This is a genomic window from Verrucomicrobiota bacterium, assembly GCA_034440155.1.
In the GTDB taxonomy this organism is placed as follows: Bacteria; Verrucomicrobiota; Verrucomicrobiia; order JAWXBN01; family JAWXBN01; genus JAWXBN01.
The window spans coordinates 1-21,106 of record JAWXBN010000127.1; the positions used below are offsets into that span (position 1 = coordinate 1).

Consider the following 21,106-nt stretch of genomic DNA (forward strand, 5'->3'; position numbering starts at 1 on the left):
CTGATCATTTTGTCCGTGCCACTCCATGCGCAAACCGGTGACCCCGCTAATGTCCAGCCACAACGTGTGATTATAAAACCCCAGTTTGAGGACTTTAAATCATCCAGTCCAAAGGTAGAAAGCCCTGCCCCCATTCAGCCCTCATTATCCCCTCAACCTACAAAAAGAATTGCCCCGGTGCCTGCACCTACGCCTGATTTCACACCGACTCCTCCTGCTCCGGAAGCTTCGCCTACTAGCACCACACAGAGTCCGGTTCTTCCATCGGCCCCACCCTTTGAGGAGCTTCCTCCGATGAATCCTGAGAAAACAATGAAATTCCGCGGAACGATCGGTTACCAAGTCTTGCTCGACCGCCAGTTCTTTTCCCCGGGATGTATAGACGGGGTCATGGGACGTCAAAGCCGTCAGGCCATCGCAGCTTACCAACTAGAAAAGAATCTGCCTGTCACTGGCACACTTGATGATGCTACCAAAACCAGCCTTGGTTCCACAGCCGATACCCTGACGACTTATAGTCTTACAGCCGAAGATCTCGCCCGCCTCAAGGCCATACCCAAACAATGGAAAGAAAAAGCCAAACGCACGGTCTTGGATTATGAAACGGCACTGGAACTCGTCGCTGAGAAATTCCATGGAAGCCAGAATTCCATTCGTAAACTTAATCCCAACCTCCCTTGGCCGAACCCTCCCGCCGGCACTGTGGTAACAGTCCCAAATACCTCCGACCCGAAATTGCCCAAGGCTGGGCTCATTCAAATCTCACTCAGACAAAAAATCCTCAGGATCTACGATAAGAATAATAAACTCATTGCCCAGTTCCCTTGTTCTATCGCTAAAAAAGAGGAAAAACGCCCCGTTGGCCACCTCGAAGTCATCAAATATGCCCCTGAGCCCACCTATCTGTTTAGCTCAGACCTTTTTGTAGAAGAATCACGCAGGGAAGGCATCAAAGGCAAGTTAATCATTCCTGCCGGACCAAATAACCCCGTGGGCGTCGCATGGATCGGGCTAAACCGCCCCGGTTACGGCATCCACGGCACTCCCCGCCCCGAAGACATCGGACTCACCGAATCCCACGGCTGTTTCCGCCTGTCGAATTGGAACGCCAAACGCCTCCTCTCCTCCATCTCGATCCACACCCCCGTGTACGTCGAAACCGACTTTCCCCGGTAACCAACAGGGGCGATAAAGCAAGTTGCTTCAATGAGCTGCCACAGCGGGAAATTCATTCCCGCAGACACTGCCTCCCTCGTAAGCTCCGAAATCTTCGGTTTGCCCATCAAAGCGATGGACAGGTAGATAGTTTTTCGACATGGCTGTGGCTGTGCTCGGTACATAATGGCAGATAAAGGCACGGCGGAAGCGGCTCTCTGATTTATTCGGGCCGGAACCATGGATAAATCGTCCGTTAAAGAAAAAAGCATCCCCGGGCTCCATTTTCACCAATACTGACTTTGACCCTGCCGGTGGTTTCACTAATTCACGGGTGAAAGAAATTTTCTCATCCGCAAGCTCAGGACAAACAATGTCGGTCTGTTGGGATTTCAAGATACCCACCATCGCCCCGTTACCCTCGTCACAATGGTCAATGGCCGTCCAGCATGCCACGCAATTACCTTCTTGAGTCGCCAAATAAAAGTCGTCCTGATGGAAGGCCTGCCCCTTTGCCCCGGGAGGTTTCCAGTAGAACATACTTTGCGATGCAAGGGGGGCTACGCCCATCAACTGGGTCAGTATATCACCGGTTTTGGGATGGAGCATATAGTGTTTCGCCCAAGCTTCAGAGCGGTGGGGATGTATAATCCGGGGATAACGTGCCAGTTCTTCACTCGGGTTGATTGTATTTGGCTCGTACAAACCAGGCTTACCACCCGCTTGATCGAGGGCATTGGTCTCCCGGATAATCTCATCCACCTCCTCCCGCGAAAAATGGTTTTTAATGAGTAAATAACCTTCTTCGTGGTATTGTCGGATTTCCTTATCGGTGAGTGTATAATAAAAAGTGTGTGTGCTCATATGCTTGGAATAGTCTCGCATATAATTACGACCAAGACAATAGACGGGACTGCTGAAATACTATATAATCCTGCTATATGCAAACGTCAGTCTTCCCCTCCTCCATTCGTGCTTGCGACCATTTCCTTCAGTCGAGTAACTACCACCAAATCCGGAAAGAGGGCTCTGAGGACTGGCTGATATTTTATACATTATCCGGCCATGGGGTATTTGCCCAGAATAAAACCCAGGTCTTTTGTGGACCGGGGGATGTAAATATTTACCAGCCAAAACATTATCAAAACTATAAAACATTCGGTAAAGGCTGGCGATTCCTCTGGGCACACTTTTCCCCTCCCGAATCCTGGTTACGATGGCTGAACCTCCCCCATACCCCCATCCAAGGATTACTCTCCCTTCACGTCCGGCGCACAAACAACCGCCAGAAAATCGAAAGGGCGATGAAGCGGATGTTAGCCTACGACCGGATGCCTTCCTTCCACAAAGGCCAACTCATCATGAATGCACTCGAAGAAAGCCTTCTTTGGATATCCGAGGCGAATCCAAACCTCCGTGATATCAACCGGGATGACCGGGTCGAAAAAGCCTTAGAAATCATTACTTCATCATTTAATGAAAAGCATACGGTAGAAAACCTCGCGCGAACCATCGGCCTGTCCCCATCACGGTTTGCACACCTCTTTAAAGAACAAACCGGTAGATCCGTGATTGATACGATTATCGATCTCCGGCTGGCGGAATCTGCCAAACTCCTCGAATTCACCTCATTTTCCATCAAGAGCATTTCTATCCAGACAGGATTCCAGAACCCTTATTATTTCAGCCGCCTTTTTTCACAGAAATACGGGCGCAGTCCGAAAGTGCACCGACAATCCTGTCTCCAAGACAAAGGCATTCTCTCCCGTCCCCTCCGTAAAGATGGTTTGCAATCATCAGGATTCAAGACTAAAAAATAAGCATGTTACGATCCTCTTTTACCGCTGTTGTCCTAGCAGCTCTCCTTTTTCTTAGCGGCTGTGATAAAATCCGGCAAGCCACTTCCCCCGATGCAAATGATGAGAATAATTCCAATTTCCAGAAAGCCAAAGAAAAGTACGGGATGATGGATTACCTCGGAGCCCTCGACTATTTCGAACGGTCCTTGCGGCAAAACTCTGAACTTGCCAAAGCCCATTTAGAAATGGGTTTGATCTACGAGGACAAACTCAAGGACCATATTTCTGCTATTTATCATTTCCGCAAATACATGACTCTGCGACCTGAATCCGGCAAAAAAGAAATGGTTGAGGAATTCATCCAGAACTCCATGCAACAACTCATGGCCCAGGATTCCGTCATGCTCTCCAGTGAAAAGGCCGAGATTATGAGGCTTAAAGCCGAAAATAACTCGCTCTTCACACAAATGGGTAACTTACGTAAACAACTCCAGTCTAAAGGCAGTCCTAAAGAAACCCCACCTCCAGCTCTATCCCCTACACCCGTCGCAGTAGCTCCAACTAAACAACAACCCCTTCTCCCGCCCGCCACAAAGGAAGTCGCGACACCCCCAGCCCCTATTCCTACAGGCGTAGCCGCTACATCAACGAATGCGCAAGAGCAAATCTCCCTATTATCCCAACCGGATAAATCTCCACAGACAGCGGCTCCTGTCATCTCAAAACCTTCACTCGAGCCCTTCAATAAACCACCGGTGTCCTCTGACTTAGGATCAAACACCACTTATACGGTTAAATCCGGTGATACCCTTGCCAGTATCTCTCGGAAATTCTATCATTCCTCGAATAAGTGGCAGAAAATCCTGGATGCAAATCCATCACTCGGGGAGCCCAAAAACTTGAAACCCGGTCAAAACCTTGTCATTCCAAAATAAGTTATCCCAAAGGCTCCTGATTCCCGGAATCATCCTTTTTTGGGCGGTTATGATGGGCTGGATGATCCAACAGGAGTTTTTGAACCTTGATTCATCCCGTATCCCTCAATCAATTGAGACCGTAGCCAAAAAAATCTTAGAATATCCTGAGATGACAGAACTCACGATTTACCAAGGTCCAAAAATAATTGGTTATGTCCGCATGAACCCCCAACTTGCCGCCGCCGGGAATTCCCACCCGGACACCATCTACCATTGTCTTTTAAGCACTGACTTAAAAATGCCTTTCCTCTCCCGTGACTACTCCCTGAATTTCTCGGCACGAATGGATTTTGATAAAAAAACCCGTCTCCAATCCTTTGATGGCCGAGGCAAAGTCTCTGATATTAATTTCCTCTTTAACGGTTCAAGCCTCGATAATCAAATATCCATCCATTACAGCTTGGACCCGGCGGCTGAACCGGTGGCAGTCAATATCCCATTTAACTTCGGAACAGATATGAAAACCCTTGGTAACGAAATCCCCCAAGACTATCGGGACATTGCCAAAAGTTACGGGGATAAAACCTCCATCGAGGCTTATTCGACAAAAACCCTGATCGGAGATGAAAAGGTGCTTGCCTACGTCATTGAATCAAAAATGGACGGGAGCAGTTTACTCAAAATCTGGGTGACTCGGTTCGGCCAAGTCTATAAAATCGAAACCTCTTACGGGATCGAACTCCGCGCTAATGACGTCCTTTAAGAATCCCTCCATGGGCTCACCTCAAGAGCCCTTACTCCTCCGAATAAGTGGGGAATCGCTCCTTTAGATCTTTGAGAGTCTGATTCTTTTCAGACGTTTTCCCCAGTCTCCCATAAGCTTCCGCTAGTAAAGTCATGGCTTGGGGAACAATTTGCGGGTCATAATACAGCAGGGCCACACTTTTAAAGTATTTTACGGCTTCCTCGGGTTTACCTTCGTCAAAATAGGCTTTCCCCAAAAGCAAACGCGCTTCAGCATTCGCCCAACCTTCCCCGGTGAATTCCATGACTTTTTCCGCGGAACTCCGAGCCTTCGCAAATTGTTTCGCTCCGCGATAGGCAGTGGAGAGTTCGAGCAGGCAAATCACCTGTTCCTCTGGTTTATTGTAGATTTTTACATATTTCTCAAGGGAGACAACGGCATCTTCATAAAGTTCCGCCTTGATCTGGGCCCGGCCTAACTGAAGAAGCCCTCCTTTTTTCATGTCCGGGGTGGCATCATCGGCATTCAGCAGGCGTTCGTAAAACGGAACCGCCTGTGCGTAGTGGCCGAGGGTAAAGAATTTTTCCGCTAGCCAACCGTAAATGCCTGCTGGGACATCCGGAGTCGTTTTATACTTTTCATACGTGTATATTTCGCGGGATAACTCCTCGGGCTTTTGCAGGGCGTAAAGGGCGAGGATCATGCGGAATGTCGCTTTAGCTCCGTAATCCTTGTCATTGAGTCCCCGTGCATCCTTCAAATAAGGCATGGCACTGACAAAATCCTGCTCCTCGGCGAAGCTCCATCCCACCCAGTAATTCGCCTCATCAGATTTTTTTGACTCGGGGAATTCCTTCATTAATGCCAGAAAATTCCCACGCAGCTCTTTTTTCCGCCCTAACTGTCCATTCAACAAAGCAAGTTGCGCTAGGGCATCCTCACCTTCGGGGGCTTTAGGATAGGACTTGAGCAAAAGCCCCAGTGTCGCCACGGCGTCATCGTTTTGATTGACCGCCTGTTGTGCTAATGCCAATTGATAAAGGGCCTGACTCCTTCTTTTATCATCAGGCAATTCCAGAGTGAAAAGTTTTAATGCCTCGACGGCTTCCGGGTAATTTTTGAATTGCAAACGGATCCTCGCCCTTTCATAGAGGACATCAGGCTTAATCTCAGCAGGGATAGGACTCTTGACCATTTCATCAAAGCTTTTTAATGCGGACTGGAAATCTTTTTGTGCAATTTTCTCCCGGGCTATGAGGTAACGGGCATTTTGGGTATAGGCAGACTTTGGATACTTGAGCAGGAATGTATCCGCGATTCCCGATATCTCCTGATTTTTCCGTTTAGTGATGATAAAAAGCCTGTCGTAAGCAATGACATCGGCATTTGGTGCATCAGCATATTTCTTTAAATATTGGTCATAATATTTCAGGGCTTTCGTATCATCCCCCGAGGCCCGAGCGGCCTGGCAAACCATCAGCCAGACATCCTCTTCACTCCCCGCAGGAAAGGTTTCCCCCGGTGTCTCATAAAGGAGGAGTACCCCATTTGAATCACCTGACCGAGCCATACACTGCAAGAGCTGCAGGGATGCCCACTGCCTCCACGACGGGTCATCAATGGTTAAATTACGTGCAAAACGGAATTCGCCTGCGGCATCCTTATAATTCTTTTGTGCCATGAGATAATTCCCGAGCTTATTACTCGCCTCCATTTGGAGAATGGGCTTTGAATCATCGGTTTTCACCGATTGATAAAAGGGAATGGCCCGCGTAAAGTCCCCGGCATCATAAAAAAGATTTGCCGCTGCCAATGCGGAGATCGTCAGGTAAGGATTATTTTCCCTGATTTTCGTCAGCTCCGCATATTTCTCGGCAGCCTCCGGGCCTTTCCCGAGAGCCTGGAGAGTCCGGGCTGATGCAAATTGCGCGCTATTTTTGAGTTCCTGATCCTGAGTTTTTGTCAGGACTGTTGAATAATAAACCAAGGCATCCTGATATTTACCGTCGATCGAGAGCAAATCCCCTAACCTCACCGCCGCCAAAGGGTAAAGGGTAGACTCAGGATAACTATCCGCAAAAGTCTGGTAACCTTGTAAGGCATCGACATTACGCCCAAGCTGGCGGTAAGCCTCCGCAATCCGGAAAAGCGTTGTTTCCCGGTTGATTTCCTCAAAGGGAAATTCAACTAAATAATCACTAAAAGCTTTTAATGCGTCCGCATATTTTTTTTGGTCAAAGAGTTCATTGGCATTGCGGAATTTAGCCTGCGCAATCACAATCATATTTGTCACCCCGGCTACCCCCTGATTATTGGTCTGGGCAAAGGAGCAATTTGCGGCGGCAATATATACCCCACAAATCCCGAGTGTTATGTAGATAAGCCTGTTCACAAGTTTCGTAGCCTATAACACTGGAGAAAGCGGAAAAGTTTTCGATCAAAATTTATCAAATTTCATGGGTTGCATTTCAACGAGGGCTTCCTATTCTCTATTTCTTTCGCAAGACACACTAAAAGCAATCTAATCATTACAGGAGATAACGATATGGCACGTCCCGTCACATTATTCACAGGCCAATGGGCAGACCTTCCCTTTGAAGTCATGGCTCAAAAAGCAAAAAGCTTTGGATACGATGGACTTGAACTCGCCTGTTGGGGTGATCACTTTGATGTGGTCAAAGCCCAGAAAAAGGAATATTGCGACGACCGCCTCGCCACCCTCGCGAAAAATGGCCTAAAGACATGGGCCATCTCGACCCACCTTGTCGGTCAAGCCGTCTGTGATAATATTGATGAACGCCATCAATCCATCCTCCCCCCCCATATTTATGGTGACGGAAAACCTGAAGATGTCCGTAAACGTGCTGCGGAAGAACTCATCAAAACTGCTCATGCCGCAAAAAACCTCGGGGTTAAAGTCGTTAATGGCTTCACCGGGTCGAAAATCTGGCATTTACTCTATTCCTTCCCCCCCGTCAGCCCCGCACAAATCGATGATGGTTTTGCCGATTTTGCAAATCGCTGGAACCCGATCCTTGATGAATTCAAGAAATGCGGGATCAAATTTGGCCTCGAGGCCCATCCCTCAGAAATCGCTTTCGATATCGCCTCGGCTGAACGCGCCCTAGAAGCCATCGGGAACCGTGAAGAATTCGGGTTTAACTATGATCCTTCCCACTTCGGTTACCAGAATGTCGATTATGTGAAATTCATCTACAAATTCGCCAGCCGCATTTACCATGTCCACATGAAAGATGTTTACTGGTCCACGACCCCTGTCGAAGCTGGCGTTTTTGGTGGCCACACTTCTTTCGGTGATGTCCGCCGCCACTGGGACTTCCGCTCCCTCGGACGTGGTTCGATCAATTTCGAGGAGATTATCCGTGCGCTCAACCGGATCGGTTATGGCGGCCCGCTGTCTGTCGAATGGGAAGATATCGGCATGGATCGTGAACACGGTGCTACAGAAGCGGCGGCATTCGTCAAAAAAGTCGACTTTGCCCCGAGTAATGTCGCATTTGACGCAGCTTTCGAAAGGAAGTAACCTTTTGACCAAATCTTGACCTTATGAAAAAAACTCATTTCTCTTTGTGGAACTCCGGCACCCTCCTGTGGGTGCTCGGGGTTATTTTTATTTTCACGACGATCTACGTCTCTGCTCAGGATCCGACTGCCGCAGAAGCGGCCGCTAAAATCCAAAAGGTCAAAGAACTCAGCCTTTTGGATTATCTCCGCTCAGCGGGCTGGATCGCCGTACCTTTGATCATTGCCTCCATTATCACCATTGTCATTGCCATTATGAATTTCCTGTACCTGCGGAAATCTAATATTGTCACCGAGAGTTACCTCAATGCCGCCCAGACTTATATTTCATCGAGCGACTTCATAAAACTCCATGATCTCTCGGAAAAAAATAAAGGAGCTGTCCCGGCTATTATCTACCGTGCCTTGGAATTTGCCCGGAATAACCCGGAAGCAGATTTTACAGCGGTCAAAGAAATCGCTGGCACAGAGGGCAACCGCCAGTCAGCAAAGATGAATCAACTCGCTTATTACCTCTTAGATATCGGGGCCGTCGCCCCGATGATCGGACTAGTGGGGACAGTTGTCGGTATCTTGCGCGCCTTCGGCACTATCGCCACAGAAACCAGCCCGATGCGCACAATGTTCCTCGCCAGCGGGGTCTCCCAAGCCCTCGTGGCCACAGTCATGGGTCTTTTTGTGGGGTTAACCGGACTGATTCTTTTTGCTTATTTCCGTGGCCGCCTCAGTAGCCTGATATCACTGATGGAACTCGAAACGACTGATTTGATCGAGCAAATCGGCGCGAAAATCAGGGCTCAAAACAAACAAGTGGGATAAACGGGATATTCTCCAGCCTTATGAATTTCCGCAAAAACAAACAATATGAACCGCTGATGATGCAGCTGGCGCCGATGATCGACGTCATTCTCTTCCTGTTGACATTTTTCCTCCTTACTTGGAATGCCGCACGTTACGAGAATGAGCTCGATATTAAAATCCCCAGCGCCAGTGCCAGCCGTGAGACCCAGAGTCCCTTTGACACTGTTGTCCTCAATGTCCGCCAAGACGGGGCGATTATCCTTAACCGCCGTGTCGTCGAACCCACCGAACTCCAGAAAATCCTCGGTGAACTCTCCAAACAATTCCCCAATCAAAGTGTCATCATCCGTGCCAGCCAAACCACGGAATACAAACTCATCATCGACACCCTCAATATCTGCCGCGAAGCCGATATTTGGAACGTCGCCTTTGCCACTATGCCCGCTAATAGCGAGCAATGATTTGTCACGACTAAAAAAATACTCCTCTGGAGTTTATTACTACCCTGCCTCTCTGTATTGATTATTTTTATCCTGAAAGTCTTCCCCGCAGGGGGTGATGCTCGGGACATTTTCGAGACTGCTCTATTTCGGTGTCATAACTAATGAGACCACTCGGAGTGAATTTTAATTCAGATTTGTCACTTGAGAAAATGAGTGAGTCATGCGATGATTCATTATGACTCAGCTAACGATTCGCACCAATAACCCTAAGCTTGAAGAAGGGATTAATCTCATTTGCCACCAAAAAAAATGGTCTAAGAACCAGGTTGCCCTTTATTTGATCAGCAAAGGCCTTGGCATCACAGATGAGCCCGAACCAAAATTAATCGGTCATCAATTAGATTCATTTTTCGGTGAATGGACAGGGGAAGAAAAACGAAGTTTCGATCAGCAAATTAATCAGGTTTTTGGCAAAATCGATGAAGAACACTGGAAATGAAACTCCTCCTTGATACCAATGCCTATACATCTCTCATGCAGGGAGATAAACACTCCATTGACACTGTCTCAATATCTGAACATGTCTACCTTTCGATGACAGTCGTGGGTGAATTACTCTACGGGTTCCGAATTGGAAACCGTGAAAAGATGAATTTAGAAAAACTTTCCCGTTTTTTGGAACAGTCTGTGGTCAGTCTTATGGGGATTGATTATGACACTTGCGAGGTTTACGCTCGGATAGGATCACTCCTGAGACAATCAGGGCAGCCAATCCCCACCAACGACCTATGGATCGCCTCAACTGCTATGTGTAATAACCTCACTCTGATGACAGCGGACAAACATTTTAGTCTAATCCCGGGCTTGAATATCGTAAACCCGCTGGCATAGTCTGAAGACATCGTTCATGAATTGCCTTGCGGAATTGGCGATTCATGAAATATTAAGACTAGATTTATCCTGTTACGGACGCAACATACTCTATCTCAGGCATAAACAAAATTTTAAACTCAAACAAAAATCAAATATACTTGGAGCAAAATACCATGCCCTTTACATTACCAGAACTCCCCTACGCCAAGGATGCCCTCGAACCCCACATCGACACGGCGACCATGGAAATCCATCATGGTAAACATCACAATGCTTATGTGACCAATCTTAATAACGCTATCAAAGGCACAGATTGGGAAAATAAATCGATCGACGAAATCATTATCAATATCTCTACTGTCCCAGAAAATATCCGTGGTGCCGTGCGCAATAACGGAGGTGGTCACTTGAACCACAGCATGTTCTGGACCTTACTCGCCCCTGCTGGCAAAGGTGGCGGTGGGGAACCCACTGGTGACCTCGCCGATGCGATCAAAGCCGCTTTCGGTAGCCTAGACGAGTTAAAAGCCAAACTCGAAGCCGCCGGTGCGACCCGTTTCGGCAGCGGTTGGGCCTGGCTCGTCGTGAATGGTGGCAAACTCGAAGTCGTCTCCACCCCAAACCAAGATAATCCCCTCATGGGAAAAGCCGTCGCTGGAGTCGAAGGTAAACCCATCTTTGGAATCGATGTCTGGGAACATGCTTATTATCTTAAATACCAGAATCGTCGTCCCGATTACCTTAAAGCTATCTGGAATGTCGTTAACTGGAGCCAAGTCGCTCAGAACTACGCCGCCGCGAAATAATCTGGTAATCCTTTTTTCTATCCTTCAAAAGGCGGAGCAAATTGCTCCGCCTTTTTTTTGATCAATCACTTTTCGACCAGTCGAGTGTTCAAAATCACCAAGGATATTTTGACCGCTGATCAGAAGAAAAAACTATGAGTTTTGACGGACATTATACCAAGGTCCGCAGAAGCTGATGTCCCTTATCTTTTTATTCGGAGTCCAGCACAGGGAAAATGTTTTTCCGACGACTTCCATCACGCCATTCTGGCTCACGATCCGGTCGGACTCACTCACGAAACCAGCAGGTGCATCCTGGATTTTTTGGTTACGCAATTTGCCATGGTCTTTGAGGCGATGATAAAACTCCACCTTTTCTGCAATGAAATTCCGTTCATCAAACCCTAAGAGATCCACAAAATCTTTCCGACGGCAATGGAATACTCCTCGGAATCCACCAAAAAGCTGGCGGTATGAATCTTGAACCGTCCGGTAAACCGAGAAATCCCAGGACCACTTCTCTGAGCGTGAACGTGTCCCTCCCCCGGCCACCTCCGGATTTATCAGGTTATCATCGACCCCACAAATCAAGTCTTTACTGAGAACCATGTCTGCGTCGATAAACATTAAAAAATCGCCCCCAGCCATTAATGCCCCGATATTACTGGCACGGGCAATGTTATTACTGGGTTCATGAACGACTTTTGCTCCGAGCTCCTGTGCGATTTCGCCAGTGCGGTCTTTACTGTGGTTATCCACCACGATGATTTCAATGGCGAGATTTTTCTGGTGGCGGTAATATTCCCCTGCCGCTTGGACGGATTCAATGACACGTTGGATGTATTTCTCCTCATTAAATGCAGGAATAATACATGAAATCGTCGGATTGAGTGCCAGTTCAGACATAGGAATATCGATTAATCGCAATGGTTCGTTTGTTTAGTCGGCTTTGACAGCCTTCAAAGCCGCCTCATAGACGAGCCTGACGGGGACTTTCCCCTTCTCGGCAATCTTACGGCAAGACTCATACTCAGGACTAAAAACAACTACGGAGGATTCGTCACGCCCAATTTTTACCTCTACCGGCCCATAAGTAGTCTGCACCGTTTTAATCTCCCGGTGCAATTTGCTGCGATGATAATGAGTATAACGGACACCAAAGCTGCCGGTTTCCCTCATGAGCCATCTGGCGAGTTCATCCGCCCGTGAGGGTTCAGTCAAAAGCGACAGAAGCACACCCGGACGGTTCTTTTTCATCTGCACCGGGGTACTCCAAGCATCCAAAGCTCCTGCTTGGAAAGACTCCGTGAGCACATGTCCGATAATCTCCGGGGTGACATCATCAAGATTTGTTTCAATCACGACGACCGTATCCGTGTGAGGCCCGGCACTTTCCCCGGGGACATTGGCTAAGACTGCACGGAGGACATTTGGACGGCTTTGCAAATTGCGCGTACCCAGACCGTAACCCACCCTGACTGTACTTAATTGATTCATGAGTCCAAATGATTTTGAGAATTCCGCCAGAATCGCCGCCCCCGTCGGGGTGATTAATTCATAGGGTTCATCCGTCTGGGAAAGAGGGATCCCCTGCAATATCTCAAGGGTGGCCGTGGATGGTATCGGAAAACGTCCATGGGCACATTCCAAAAATCCGTGGCCTTCCTGTAAGGCACTGGCATGGACCTCATCCACTCCAAGAGCCTCGATACCGATACAGGCACCAACAATATCCAGAATGGAATCTAGGGCACCGACTTCGTGAAAATGAACCTTTTCAGGGGGTAACCCGTGAATCTTGCCTTCTGCCACTGCGACCCGGTGAAAAACACCCACCGCATGCTTTTTGACAAAAGGGGAAAGGGATGACTTTTCGATTAAATCCCTGATCTGTGAGTAATTCCGGCTTTCATCATGGCTGTGATGATGCCCTTCATCGTGGTCGTGGTCATGGCCCTCTACATGTGGATGATCATGCTCGTGATCACATCCGCCATCCTCGTGATCATGTGGATGGTCATGGTGGTGATGTCCCTCTTCGTGGGGATGGTCATGACCGCATTCCTCTCCGTGATCGTGGGAATGATCGTGTCCATGGTCACCATCTTTTTCATCCTGAGCATGGGTGTGGACTTTACCCTCGTGGCAACTGAATTTGACACCTTCGATGGCCCCTTTAAATTTCCGGTCAAAATGCATGTGAAAATCACCGATATCCAACTTGGTTAATTCCCACTCGAATGCGGAGGGTTTCACCCCGAGATCGGCTAATGCTCCCATGAGCATGTCCCCACTGATACCACTGAAGCAATCGAGATATAGAATTTTTTTCATCATATTAATCCAATATTGAGTTGTGTTTTACTATTTAGTCAAACGGTTTATCTGGCTGGCAGCATAGGCGGCACCAAAACCATTATCGATATTAACCACGGTGACCCCGCTCCCGCAGGAGTTTAACATCGTCAGCAAAGCCGCCACCCCCTTAAATGCCGTTCCATAACCGATACTAGTCGGGACTGCGATGATGGGTTTATCCACGAGCCCGGCAGTCACACTCGGTAACGCTCCATCCATCCCAGCGACGACGATAATCACCCGGGCCTTACGGATCCGGGGCAAATTGCTCAAGAGACGGCTTAATCCCGCCACCCCTACATCATAAAATTTCTCGACGCGGTTCCCCATAATCTCCGCTGTCACGGCTGCCTCCTCAGCGATCGGAAGGTCCGATGTCCCGGCACAAAGAATCGCGATCATGCCCGGGGCCTTTTTACTGGGTTTAAGCTCGACAGTAATCGAGCGGGCAATCTCATGATAACGTGCTTTCGGGCAAATGGCGCGGACAGCTGCAAATGCCGCAGGATCAGCCCGGGAAACGAGCAATTTGCCCGACTTTTTAATGATTTCAGCGGCAATCAGGGCGATTTGTCCGGGGGTTTTCCCTTCCCCATAAATCACCTCGGGAAAACCATTTCGTCTTTCCCTGTCTAAATCCACTTTGGCAAATCCTAGATCGACATAATCCACTGGTTTATCTTTCATACATTTTCCTCTTTTCCAGTATCAGTAGGGCGACCTCCCTTTATCCAAACCCACCAGAATATCAGGATCTGGCATAATTCAACCGAAATACTCAACATAACCCCGAGAAATACTTGGTATGGTTTCATAAAGTTAATAAAACCTTCCCCAAAATAGAGGGCCCCAAGAGTAAGGCAGATGATCCTTAACATCTGGGTGATAAACCCTTCAAGCGGGACAAAAAGTGTATAAACAATGATCCAACTCATTTTCACCCGCCTCCAAAAAAGGAATGCCGTGGCAAGGAATGGCGCAAGTAAAAGGGGAATCCAACTGGTATTCGATTGCGTCAACCAAGTCCCCGTCAAGCTTACGGCTGGTTGTCCCTGGCCTTCGATCGTGATTTCCAAGGAACGCACCAATACTCTCTGATCATAGACATGGAGGATACCTCCTGCGATCTGGAGCGCTTTTTCCTTGAGCCAAATCGATAACCCGATCCACTCCATCCAGATGTGGTTATAAGCCATGAGGAAAAATACGAGTGGAATAAAAAAATATTTAAATATCCACCGGCCAAGGAGCACCCAGAGTAACCCATAGGTCGTCAGGATCAGTCCGATCATCCCGATTTTTACCATACTCGCCTGATCCCCGATGAGATAACAAAGTAATCCGGGCACTAACACCACCAACCCTATCATATCAAAACCACATTCAGGAATTTTCTTCAAAGGCTTCCGATAAAAATAAACGACCATCAAGAAAATCCAAATCAGGAAACGCGGCCAACTCTCAAGGAGATTAAAGAATCCATACCAAAAGATGCCGAGGGCCGAAAGCATGCCATAGGATGCCCACTTCACATCGATATGGATCGCTGTCCCTGGTAGATAATCCCGGAAAAAGAAAAGGTATATCCATATAACGGTGGCCACAAAAAGGATAAGATAATAGGGCAATCTGCGGGATGACATCTTGAGAAGGATTAATAGCGGGTTTATCCCGTAGTGCAAGACGGACCTTTTTCTGTATTGCCGAAAACAAAAAGTCGGGTATTTTGATTCCTGCATGTCAGACTCCATCTATCCCCCCACTCCCCCACCCTTACCGGCGTGGACAGCACCCGCACCTCTCCCCAAAAAGAAAACAAGCAAATTGCTCATTGTGATCCTCATTTTGAGCCTTTTTGCGAATTTGATCCTCTTTTTCGGGATCATCGGCAAGAAATCCGCATCGACCCACACTGTCTCGCTGCGAAACCAACATTATAAAGAGCAACTCATCTCCGGACACAGCCAATCACCAGACAAAATCGCGGTCATCCGCCTCCAAGGCATTATTTCCAGCATGTCCGAAAATCCCGCCCAACCGGAAGGCATGGTCGGCCAGATCAAAGACCAGCTCGATATCGCGGTGAAGGACCCCACGGTTAAAGCCATTATCCTCCGGATTGATTCCCCCGGCGGGGAAGTGCTGGCTTCCGACCAGATCTACCGGGCTCTCAAAGAAGCCCGCGCAAAAAAACCGGTGGTTTGTTATATGGGCTCTATCGCAGCCAGTGGTGGATTTTATGCTGCCATGGGTACGACTTACATTATCGCAGATGAGCTCACGATTACCGGTTCGATCGGGGTCATCATGCAGACGCTGAACTACAAGGATTTATTCGACAAGGTCGGGCTTAAAACCCTGACATTTAAAAGTGGGCGTTATAAAGATATCCTTAACGGGGATCGCGAGCCCACACAGGAAGAAATCGATCTTGTTCAATCCCTCATTATGGAAACTTATGATAAGTTCTATACTATTGTCCTTTCTGAAAGAAACCGGAACGGGGAGATTATTGACGCCGCCCTACTCAGGGATAACCTTGCCGACGGACGTATTTTCACCGGAAAACAAGCCATGCAGAATAAGCTTATTGACCAGAATGGTTATTTTGAAGACGCGGTCAAAAAAGCAGAAGAGCTGGGACATGCAAGTAACGCCCAAGTCGTAGAGTATGAGATTCCTTTCAGTTTCAGCGATTTCTTCCGTTTATTTGGGGAGGCCAAAGCTGAAAAAACCCTCAAGATCGATCTGGGTCTGCCCGCCGAACTCAAGCTCCAGCCCGGTAAAGCCTATTTCCTGTCTTATCATCTCTTTTAAAGACTATTCTCATCAATGACGTGGCGGGCCGCATGGAGCACTTCACTCACCGAGATATCAGAGACCGGTTCCCCCCTGACGTAATGGTGCTTTGATGACAGGGCTTTCCATTTCTCGAAGGGCGCATTTTTCCGCCAGAGGATTACCCCGGGAATACCACAGGCGGTCGTTAGATGGGCTAGCCCCCCTTCAAAAGCAATGACAAACCGTGCTTTTCCGATAATGGCCGCCAGATGCAGAACCCCCGGTGTGTCTATCGAGCAAATGGAATCATGATCACACAGGGTCACTAAATCGCGCGCGATTCCCCGGTCTGATGGAGTGCTGGTAATGACCACACTGAAACCGAGTTCACTCCTGATACATTGGCACAGGGCCGAGAAATTCTGCACCGACCAATGATCCTCTTGGTTAGTGCTCACACTCACGAGAGCAAATCCCTTTTCCTCCAGATGAAATCCGGATAACGCCTGATTTGCGAATTCCTCGTATTCCGGGGAGACCTTGATACTGAAATCATAGGGGCCTTCCGGAATCGCCATCGGGAGGAGTAAACGCATACAACTCACCGCTTGGTGTTCCTTTTCTAAGGGCACCTCGACCGGGTCCGTATAAAGGAAGCGTTCCCTCAGATCCGGATCATTTTCATTCACAAACCCCATCCGCCGTCTCGCTCCACTTAAAAAAGCGAGAGAAGCTGCCAAACTGTCAAAACCCACTTTCACCGCAAAACTGTAATCAAATCCACAGGCATATTTTGCATTCTGGATAATCTGGGCGTAACGTCCCCCTTCCTTCTCTAAGATGATGATCTCATCACAGAGACCGGAGGCGGATGCCATCAGCTCCCCTTCCCTGTCCGCCAGCACCCTTATCCAAGCCTTTGGAAAATGTTTCCTTATCTGGCGAATCATCGGCAGGGTGCACACCATATCCCCCATTCGGTTCCTGCGGATAATCAGGATTTTAGGGTAACGATCGGTAGGACAAATGAGCGGTGGCCTCTTTCCACTCCGGCAAAGCAGGATTAATCGTAAAAAATTCCTTAAAAAAAACCGTTTCATATTCGAAAAAATCATTCTTTCCCTTGAGGATAGGGTCGATAGAGGGGATCCCCGATGATTGTAATCTGCCAGGAGACCATCCGCTGCGAGGCATAGGCACTATCCGCAAAATTCCACCCTCTCAATAGCCGGTTAGCAAATACCCCCACATCCGGAGTAAAGAGTAAATAAGGTTCATTGACTGCACCCATCGTCGCGACGACCCCTCGGCTGATGAGTGGCCCGCACCAATTCGCCTCGGGACTCCTTAATGTATTCGCACTAAATGAGTAGATATGATAGGCCACCGCTCCTAGGGGGAACCTGAAATCCCCGGGTTTCATGGGCCCGCAAATATCGGAGGCGTACCAGCCGAAATAAAATGCCGCGTCGCGCATATCCACTTTCGGTCCAAAAAGGGCTTCTTGTTCATCAAAAACAACCGGGACTTTTTTCTTTTTAAAATCCGCAGCCGCACTCCTGAGCCAAAAGTCACCGATGGCATAAGGCCCCTCTTTTATTCCCCGTGCATCAATAAACGCTTTTCCTTTTACCCCTCCGTTCCTTTCTGCAATCAAGGTGTCTTTGATCATCTTCTCCACATCCTGATAAGTGGGGCCATCCAGCCGTGTGACTAGAATCATCTGGTTATTCCCCACAAATCGATCCTTGGCATTAAAATAGAAATTTGGGAATGGCCCGGTCAATGGATATTTAATCAAAGGCAAAAGGCAGAGCTCGGTATCCACAGCCGCATCATTACGGTTTAATTCCGCAGGAGGCTTTTGATCCGGGCGCGACTTATCGATGAGATAATCAGGCATCGGCTCTGACGCACTCGTCGCGGCGATTTTCAGGGGGATGCCCCGAATCAAAACCAGGTAACGGATACTCTCCTCGTTATGAACTTCGTCCTGTGGGTTCAGCCGGAAATGATAGAGTTTACGTTTTTGGAGTTGTTCCCTGATTGGCCACTTGATTTTAAAGTCAAAATGATCCCGGGTGACCACCTCTCCCCGGTCACAACGGATTTCAATGATTTGCTCATCAGTAATCCCCCTTCCCCGGGCATAAAGCCGGGCAAGATCGGCCGCTCCGGGCTCTTGGGAATTATAAACGACGGCCACGAATCGGCTGAGGGAATTATCCTGGGCGCAAAGTACCGGCGACAAACATAATAAGAGGATCACGCCGAGGATGGAAAGAGCCCGAGGCTTTAATGTGTTTCGCCTGTTCATTTCCCTTTAAAACTCCACCTTGAGTCCGTCCCATGCGAAAAATACGTCTGGAGGGAGGTTTGCCTGATCTTTGTCATGGTCGTAATACTCAGTCAGATGGGTGAAATAGGTCGTTCCCGCCCCGATCCGGGCCCTTACTTCCAGTGCCTCTGACAAACTCATATGGGTGGGATGTTCTTGGGGTCTCAAAGCATCTAATACAACAACCCCGATCCCTTTTAAGTTCTGGATTATTTCATCGGGCACAGTCTTTGCATCACTAATATAAGCAAATCGGTCCTTCCCTTGGTATTCAAAGAGTAAACCATACGTCGTCATGCGCCCGTGGGGCACCGGCAAAGGCGTGATACTGATATCACCGATTTCTATTTTACTGGTGAACATCCTCGCATCCGGGTGGAAATATCCCCTCGGGATAGGTCCTACCGGTGTAAATGCATAAAAAAAGATGTGTTTAATCAGCTCCATCGTGGCTGGTGAAGCGTAAACCGGCAAGGGTCCACCCAGAATATCACACCACCTCCGGCAATCGTCCATTCCCATGATGTGATCGGCGTGCGCATGGGTAATCACCACGGCATCCACACGTTCCACCCCTTCTCGCAGGCATTGGATCCTCATTTCCGGCGTGGTATCGACCAGGATATTCGTCGTATCCGACTGGACGTAGATCGAGGAACGTGTCCGGTGATTTTTGGGGTTAGCCAGATATTCCGGGGGATACTTCTTCCCCAAGAGAGGTACCCCTTGTGATGTGCCTGACCCTAAAAATGTAAATTTTAGTCCCATGAAAAATTATATTGATTCCTGCACGTTACTGTCTTTATCGCTGGGCACCCGATTTTGAACCTTATCCCAGAGCGGTTTACCCTGCAAAAGGTGCTCCTCAATAATCCGGGGCACATCTTCCGGGCTCACATCCGCATACCAGAGTCCCTCAGGGTAAACCAAGACCGCCGGGCCGATCTCGCAAAGTCCCACACTCGAACAGTCCGTACACATGATATCACCCTCGATCTTGGATTTCCGGAGCAAATTGCGCGCCTTAAGCTCCTCCATGAATCGTTCTTTCACCGCGGCTGACCCCCGGGCCGTACAGGATTTCCCGTTACAGACAAAAACATGTTTTTTGAAAGGAATCAGATTTTTGCGGTTGTCGTTCATACCGGCCTAGACTAGCATTCGCGCCAGAGTTGTCCAAAACGAAAAATACACCCATGCTCGAAACTTTACGTATCAAAAACCTGGCTTTGGTCGAAGACCTTTCATGGGATTTGTCCAATGCCCTCAATATTATTACCGGTGAGACCGGCGCGGGTAAATCAGTGATTATCGGGGCCTTAGACCTCATCCTCGGTGAACGCAGTGACAAATCCCTGATCCGTACCGGTGCCGACACATGCACGGTCGAGGCTCTTTTCCAGCTTTCCCCCGCACTCGTGGAGCAATTTGCACCGCGCCTCGAGGAAAACGGGCTCGAAGCCTGTGATGACGGGCAGCTCATTATTAAACGTATCCTCTCCATCTCCAGTACCGGTAAACAATTCGTCAACGGCAGCCCGACGAATCTCCAGACACTCAAAAATATTACCCGCGGCCTCGTGGACATGCACGGCCCACACGACCATCAATCCCTCTTTTCTGTGGATGAACAGCTTTCCATCCTCGATAAATTCGCCGGGCTCGGGCAAGCCAGGGCACAATTCTCCCTAGGATACCGTTCCTGGCGCAAATTGCTCGATGAACGTGACTCGCTGGTTATTAATGAACGCGAGGCCAAACAACAACTCGACCTTTGGAGTTTCCAGCTCAGCGAGATTGACTCAGCTCAGTTAAACCCCGCTCAAGACGGGGATGACCTCGAAAACCGTTATAAACGCTCAGCAAACTCGAAGAAACTGGCGGAACACATCCAGTCCGCACAAACCATCCTCACCCTCGGTGAGAGCAATTTGCTCGAGAGCCTGAATCAACTCCAGCGCCACTTGCAGGACATCGCCAGTCTGGACGCCTCCGCCCAACCGCTGGTCGATGCTAATGACCGCGGCTTTAATGAACTCCAGACCCTGATTTCTGACTTAGAAGATTATGCCGACAGCCTCGAGGTCGACCCGGCGGAGTTCAACCGGATCAGTGAACGTATCTCCTTGATCCAAACCCTGAAACGTAAATACGGGGCGAATATCCCCGAGATTCTGGATTTTGCTCGAAACACCCGGGCAAAGCTCGACAGCCTAGAAAGCCGCGACGAGCAAATGGCCCAGTTCACCAAACAAATTGCTGCTCTGGAGAAAAATCTCGAGGTCGAAGCCGGGAGATTAAACCAACAAAGGCGGGTCGCCGCACCAAAGCTCGCGAAACAAATTGCCCAAGAGCTGGGTTCACTCGGCTTTAAACAATCCCAGTTCTCGATCGATCTTAAATCAAATCCCGGATTCACCGCCACCGGCAAAGATTCGGTAGAGTTCCTCTTTGCACCAAACCCCGGTGAACCCGCCAAGCCCCTGCGTGAAATCGCCTCCAACGGGGAGATCTCCCGTGTCATGCTCGCGATCAAGGGGGTGCTCGCCGAGGAAGACTCTGTCCCCC

The 21,106-nt window shown here is 48.7% G+C and carries 22 protein-coding genes; 12 read left to right on the plus strand and 10 right to left on the minus strand.

From position 1 onward, the window contains the following. Positions 1 to 1,176: L,D-transpeptidase (locus SGI98_12725; GenBank protein MDZ4744267.1), on the plus strand; the 1,176-nt coding region annotated here is incomplete at its 5' end. A 27-nt stretch (positions 1,177 to 1,203) separates the two neighbouring features. On the opposite strand, the gene SGI98_12730 is transcribed toward SGI98_12725, so the two are convergent. Next, positions 1,204 to 2,019, minus strand: coding sequence for a phytanoyl-CoA dioxygenase family protein (locus tag SGI98_12730; GenBank protein MDZ4744268.1), 816 nt, complete (start codon positions 2,017 to 2,019; stop codon positions 1,204 to 1,206). 77 nt (positions 2,020 to 2,096) lie between these two features. Here SGI98_12730 and SGI98_12735 point away from each other — a divergent pair, with 77 nt between their 5' ends. From SGI98_12735 to SGI98_12745, 3 genes are read left to right on the plus strand one after another with little or no spacing between them, the layout of a single operon-like run. Then, positions 2,097 to 2,975: an AraC family transcriptional regulator gene (locus SGI98_12735; GenBank protein MDZ4744269.1), complete on the plus strand. Its 879-nt coding sequence runs from the start codon at positions 2,097 to 2,099 to the stop codon at positions 2,973 to 2,975. 2 nt (positions 2,976 to 2,977) lie between these two features. Then, entirely contained in the window at positions 2,978 to 3,889 is a 912-nt protein-coding gene (locus SGI98_12740; GenBank protein MDZ4744270.1) for a LysM peptidoglycan-binding domain-containing protein, read from the plus strand. Beyond that, positions 3,873 to 4,634, plus strand: a complete 762-nt coding sequence (locus tag SGI98_12745) for a hypothetical protein (protein ID MDZ4744271.1) — start codon at positions 3,873 to 3,875, stop codon at positions 4,632 to 4,634. The genes SGI98_12740 and SGI98_12745 overlap by 17 nt, the downstream gene beginning before the upstream one ends. A gap of 31 nt (positions 4,635 to 4,665) precedes the next feature. On the opposite strand, the gene SGI98_12750 is transcribed toward SGI98_12745, so the two are convergent. Continuing rightward, entirely contained in the window at positions 4,666 to 7,008 is a 2,343-nt protein-coding gene (locus SGI98_12750; GenBank protein ID MDZ4744272.1) for a tetratricopeptide repeat protein, read from the minus strand. A gap of 153 nt (positions 7,009 to 7,161) precedes the next feature. Here SGI98_12750 and SGI98_12755 point away from each other — a divergent pair, with 153 nt between their 5' ends. From SGI98_12755 to SGI98_12780, 6 genes are all read left to right on the plus strand, one after another. Then, positions 7,162 to 8,160: a sugar phosphate isomerase/epimerase gene (locus SGI98_12755; GenBank protein MDZ4744273.1), complete on the plus strand. Its 999-nt coding sequence runs from the start codon at positions 7,162 to 7,164 to the stop codon at positions 8,158 to 8,160. A gap of 23 nt (positions 8,161 to 8,183) precedes the next feature. After that, complete coding sequence (locus SGI98_12760) at positions 8,184 to 8,978, plus strand: MotA/TolQ/ExbB proton channel family protein (protein ID MDZ4744274.1); 795 nt, start codon at positions 8,184 to 8,186, stop codon at positions 8,976 to 8,978. Between the two features lie 20 nt (positions 8,979 to 8,998). After that, the gene (locus tag SGI98_12765; protein MDZ4744275.1) at positions 8,999 to 9,421 is read left to right on the plus strand and encodes a biopolymer transporter ExbD; all 423 of its coding nucleotides are present in this window, start codon (positions 8,999 to 9,001) and stop codon (positions 9,419 to 9,421) included. A gap of 217 nt (positions 9,422 to 9,638) precedes the next feature. Next, the gene (locus SGI98_12770) at positions 9,639 to 9,902 is read left to right on the plus strand and encodes a hypothetical protein (GenBank protein MDZ4744276.1); all 264 of its coding nucleotides are present in this window, start codon (positions 9,639 to 9,641) and stop codon (positions 9,900 to 9,902) included. Further along, the gene (locus SGI98_12775) at positions 9,899 to 10,294 is read left to right on the plus strand and encodes a type II toxin-antitoxin system VapC family toxin (GenBank protein ID MDZ4744277.1); all 396 of its coding nucleotides are present in this window, start codon (positions 9,899 to 9,901) and stop codon (positions 10,292 to 10,294) included. Before SGI98_12770 ends, SGI98_12775 begins: the two co-directional genes overlap by 4 nt. A 155-nt stretch (positions 10,295 to 10,449) precedes the next feature. Next, a complete protein-coding gene (locus tag SGI98_12780; GenBank protein MDZ4744278.1) occupies positions 10,450 to 11,082 on the plus strand; it encodes a superoxide dismutase in 633 nt (210 codons plus the stop codon). Positions 11,083 to 11,214: 132 nt separating this feature from the next. Here the strand turns inward: SGI98_12780 and SGI98_12785 are convergent, their stop codons facing one another. Genes SGI98_12785 through SGI98_12800 form a run of 4 tightly spaced genes read right to left on the minus strand, consistent with a single transcriptional unit; the run spans position 11,215 to position 15,062 of the window. Further along, positions 11,215 to 11,967, minus strand: coding sequence for a glycosyltransferase (locus SGI98_12785; protein ID MDZ4744279.1), 753 nt, complete (start codon positions 11,965 to 11,967; stop codon positions 11,215 to 11,217). Between the two features lie 33 nt (positions 11,968 to 12,000). Continuing rightward, the gene (gene larC / locus SGI98_12790) at positions 12,001 to 13,395 is read right to left on the minus strand and encodes a nickel pincer cofactor biosynthesis protein LarC (GenBank protein ID MDZ4744280.1); all 1,395 of its coding nucleotides are present in this window, start codon (positions 13,393 to 13,395) and stop codon (positions 12,001 to 12,003) included. Between the two features lie 30 nt (positions 13,396 to 13,425). Continuing rightward, entirely contained in the window at positions 13,426 to 14,106 is a 681-nt protein-coding gene (larB, locus tag SGI98_12795; GenBank protein MDZ4744281.1) for a nickel pincer cofactor biosynthesis protein LarB, read from the minus strand. After that, the gene (locus SGI98_12800; protein ID MDZ4744282.1) at positions 14,103 to 15,062 is read right to left on the minus strand and encodes a hypothetical protein; all 960 of its coding nucleotides are present in this window, start codon (positions 15,060 to 15,062) and stop codon (positions 14,103 to 14,105) included. The genes larB and SGI98_12800 overlap by 4 nt, the downstream gene beginning before the upstream one ends. 94 nt (positions 15,063 to 15,156) lie before the next feature. On the opposite strand from SGI98_12800, the gene sppA reads away from it, so the two are divergent. After that, positions 15,157 to 16,236 (plus strand): signal peptide peptidase SppA, encoded by a 1,080-nt coding sequence (gene sppA, locus SGI98_12805; protein ID MDZ4744283.1) that lies wholly within the window; start codon positions 15,157 to 15,159, stop codon positions 16,234 to 16,236. Here the strand turns inward: sppA and SGI98_12810 are convergent. The 4 genes from SGI98_12810 to SGI98_12825 are packed head-to-tail and all read right to left on the minus strand — an operon-like array spanning position 16,233 to position 19,681. Further along, positions 16,233 to 17,300, minus strand: a complete 1,068-nt coding sequence (locus tag SGI98_12810) for a glycosyltransferase family 9 protein (protein ID MDZ4744284.1) — start codon at positions 17,298 to 17,300, stop codon at positions 16,233 to 16,235. The two genes, sppA and SGI98_12810, sit on opposite strands and share 4 nt — an antisense overlap. Positions 17,301 to 17,311: 11 nt before the next feature. Beyond that, positions 17,312 to 18,517, minus strand: a complete 1,206-nt coding sequence (locus tag SGI98_12815) for a TIGR03790 family protein (protein MDZ4744285.1) — start codon at positions 18,515 to 18,517, stop codon at positions 17,312 to 17,314. A gap of 6 nt (positions 18,518 to 18,523) precedes the next feature. Continuing rightward, positions 18,524 to 19,306 (minus strand): MBL fold metallo-hydrolase, encoded by a 783-nt coding sequence (locus tag SGI98_12820; GenBank protein MDZ4744286.1) that lies wholly within the window; start codon positions 19,304 to 19,306, stop codon positions 18,524 to 18,526. Between the two features lie 6 nt (positions 19,307 to 19,312). Beyond that, complete coding sequence (locus SGI98_12825) at positions 19,313 to 19,681, minus strand: (2Fe-2S) ferredoxin domain-containing protein (protein MDZ4744287.1); 369 nt, start codon at positions 19,679 to 19,681, stop codon at positions 19,313 to 19,315. Positions 19,682 to 19,734: 53 nt separating this feature from the next. Between SGI98_12825 and SGI98_12830 the strand changes: the two genes are divergently transcribed. Next, positions 19,735 to 21,106: DNA repair protein RecN (locus SGI98_12830; protein MDZ4744288.1), on the plus strand; the 1,372-nt coding region annotated here is incomplete at its 3' end.

Bases quoted from the DNA above. Each gene is read 5' to 3' on its own strand.
- SGI98_12730 (MDZ4744268.1), bottom strand. From the start codon at position 2,019: ATGAGCACACACACTTTTTATTATACACTCACCGATAAGGAAATCCGA.
- SGI98_12735 (MDZ4744269.1), top strand. From the start codon at position 2,097: ATGCAAACGTCAGTCTTCCCCTCCTCCATTCGTGCTTGCGACCATTTC.
- SGI98_12740 (MDZ4744270.1), top strand. From the start codon at position 2,978: ATGTTACGATCCTCTTTTACCGCTGTTGTCCTAGCAGCTCTCCTTTTT.
- SGI98_12755 (MDZ4744273.1), top strand. From the start codon at position 7,162: ATGGCACGTCCCGTCACATTATTCACAGGCCAATGGGCAGACCTTCCC.
- SGI98_12760 (MDZ4744274.1), top strand. From the start codon at position 8,184: ATGAAAAAAACTCATTTCTCTTTGTGGAACTCCGGCACCCTCCTGTGG.
- SGI98_12765 (MDZ4744275.1), top strand. From the start codon at position 8,999: ATGAATTTCCGCAAAAACAAACAATATGAACCGCTGATGATGCAGCTG.
- SGI98_12770 (MDZ4744276.1), top strand. From the start codon at position 9,639: ATGACTCAGCTAACGATTCGCACCAATAACCCTAAGCTTGAAGAAGGG.
- SGI98_12775 (MDZ4744277.1), top strand. From the start codon at position 9,899: ATGAAACTCCTCCTTGATACCAATGCCTATACATCTCTCATGCAGGGA.
- SGI98_12780 (MDZ4744278.1), top strand. From the start codon at position 10,450: ATGCCCTTTACATTACCAGAACTCCCCTACGCCAAGGATGCCCTCGAA.
- SGI98_12785 (MDZ4744279.1), bottom strand. From the start codon at position 11,967: ATGTCTGAACTGGCACTCAATCCGACGATTTCATGTATTATTCCTGCA.
- larC (MDZ4744280.1), bottom strand. From the start codon at position 13,395: ATGAAAAAAATTCTATATCTCGATTGCTTCAGTGGTATCAGTGGGGAC.
- larB (MDZ4744281.1), bottom strand. From the start codon at position 14,106: ATGAAAGATAAACCAGTGGATTATGTCGATCTAGGATTTGCCAAAGTG.
- SGI98_12800 (MDZ4744282.1), bottom strand. From the start codon at position 15,062: ATGTCATCCCGCAGATTGCCCTATTATCTTATCCTTTTTGTGGCCACC.
- sppA (MDZ4744283.1), top strand. From the start codon at position 15,157: ATGTCAGACTCCATCTATCCCCCCACTCCCCCACCCTTACCGGCGTGG.
- SGI98_12810 (MDZ4744284.1), bottom strand. From the start codon at position 17,300: ATGAAACGGTTTTTTTTAAGGAATTTTTTACGATTAATCCTGCTTTGC.
- SGI98_12815 (MDZ4744285.1), bottom strand. From the start codon at position 18,517: ATGAACAGGCGAAACACATTAAAGCCTCGGGCTCTTTCCATCCTCGGC.
- SGI98_12820 (MDZ4744286.1), bottom strand. From the start codon at position 19,306: ATGGGACTAAAATTTACATTTTTAGGGTCAGGCACATCACAAGGGGTA.
- SGI98_12825 (MDZ4744287.1), bottom strand. From the start codon at position 19,681: ATGAACGACAACCGCAAAAATCTGATTCCTTTCAAAAAACATGTTTTT.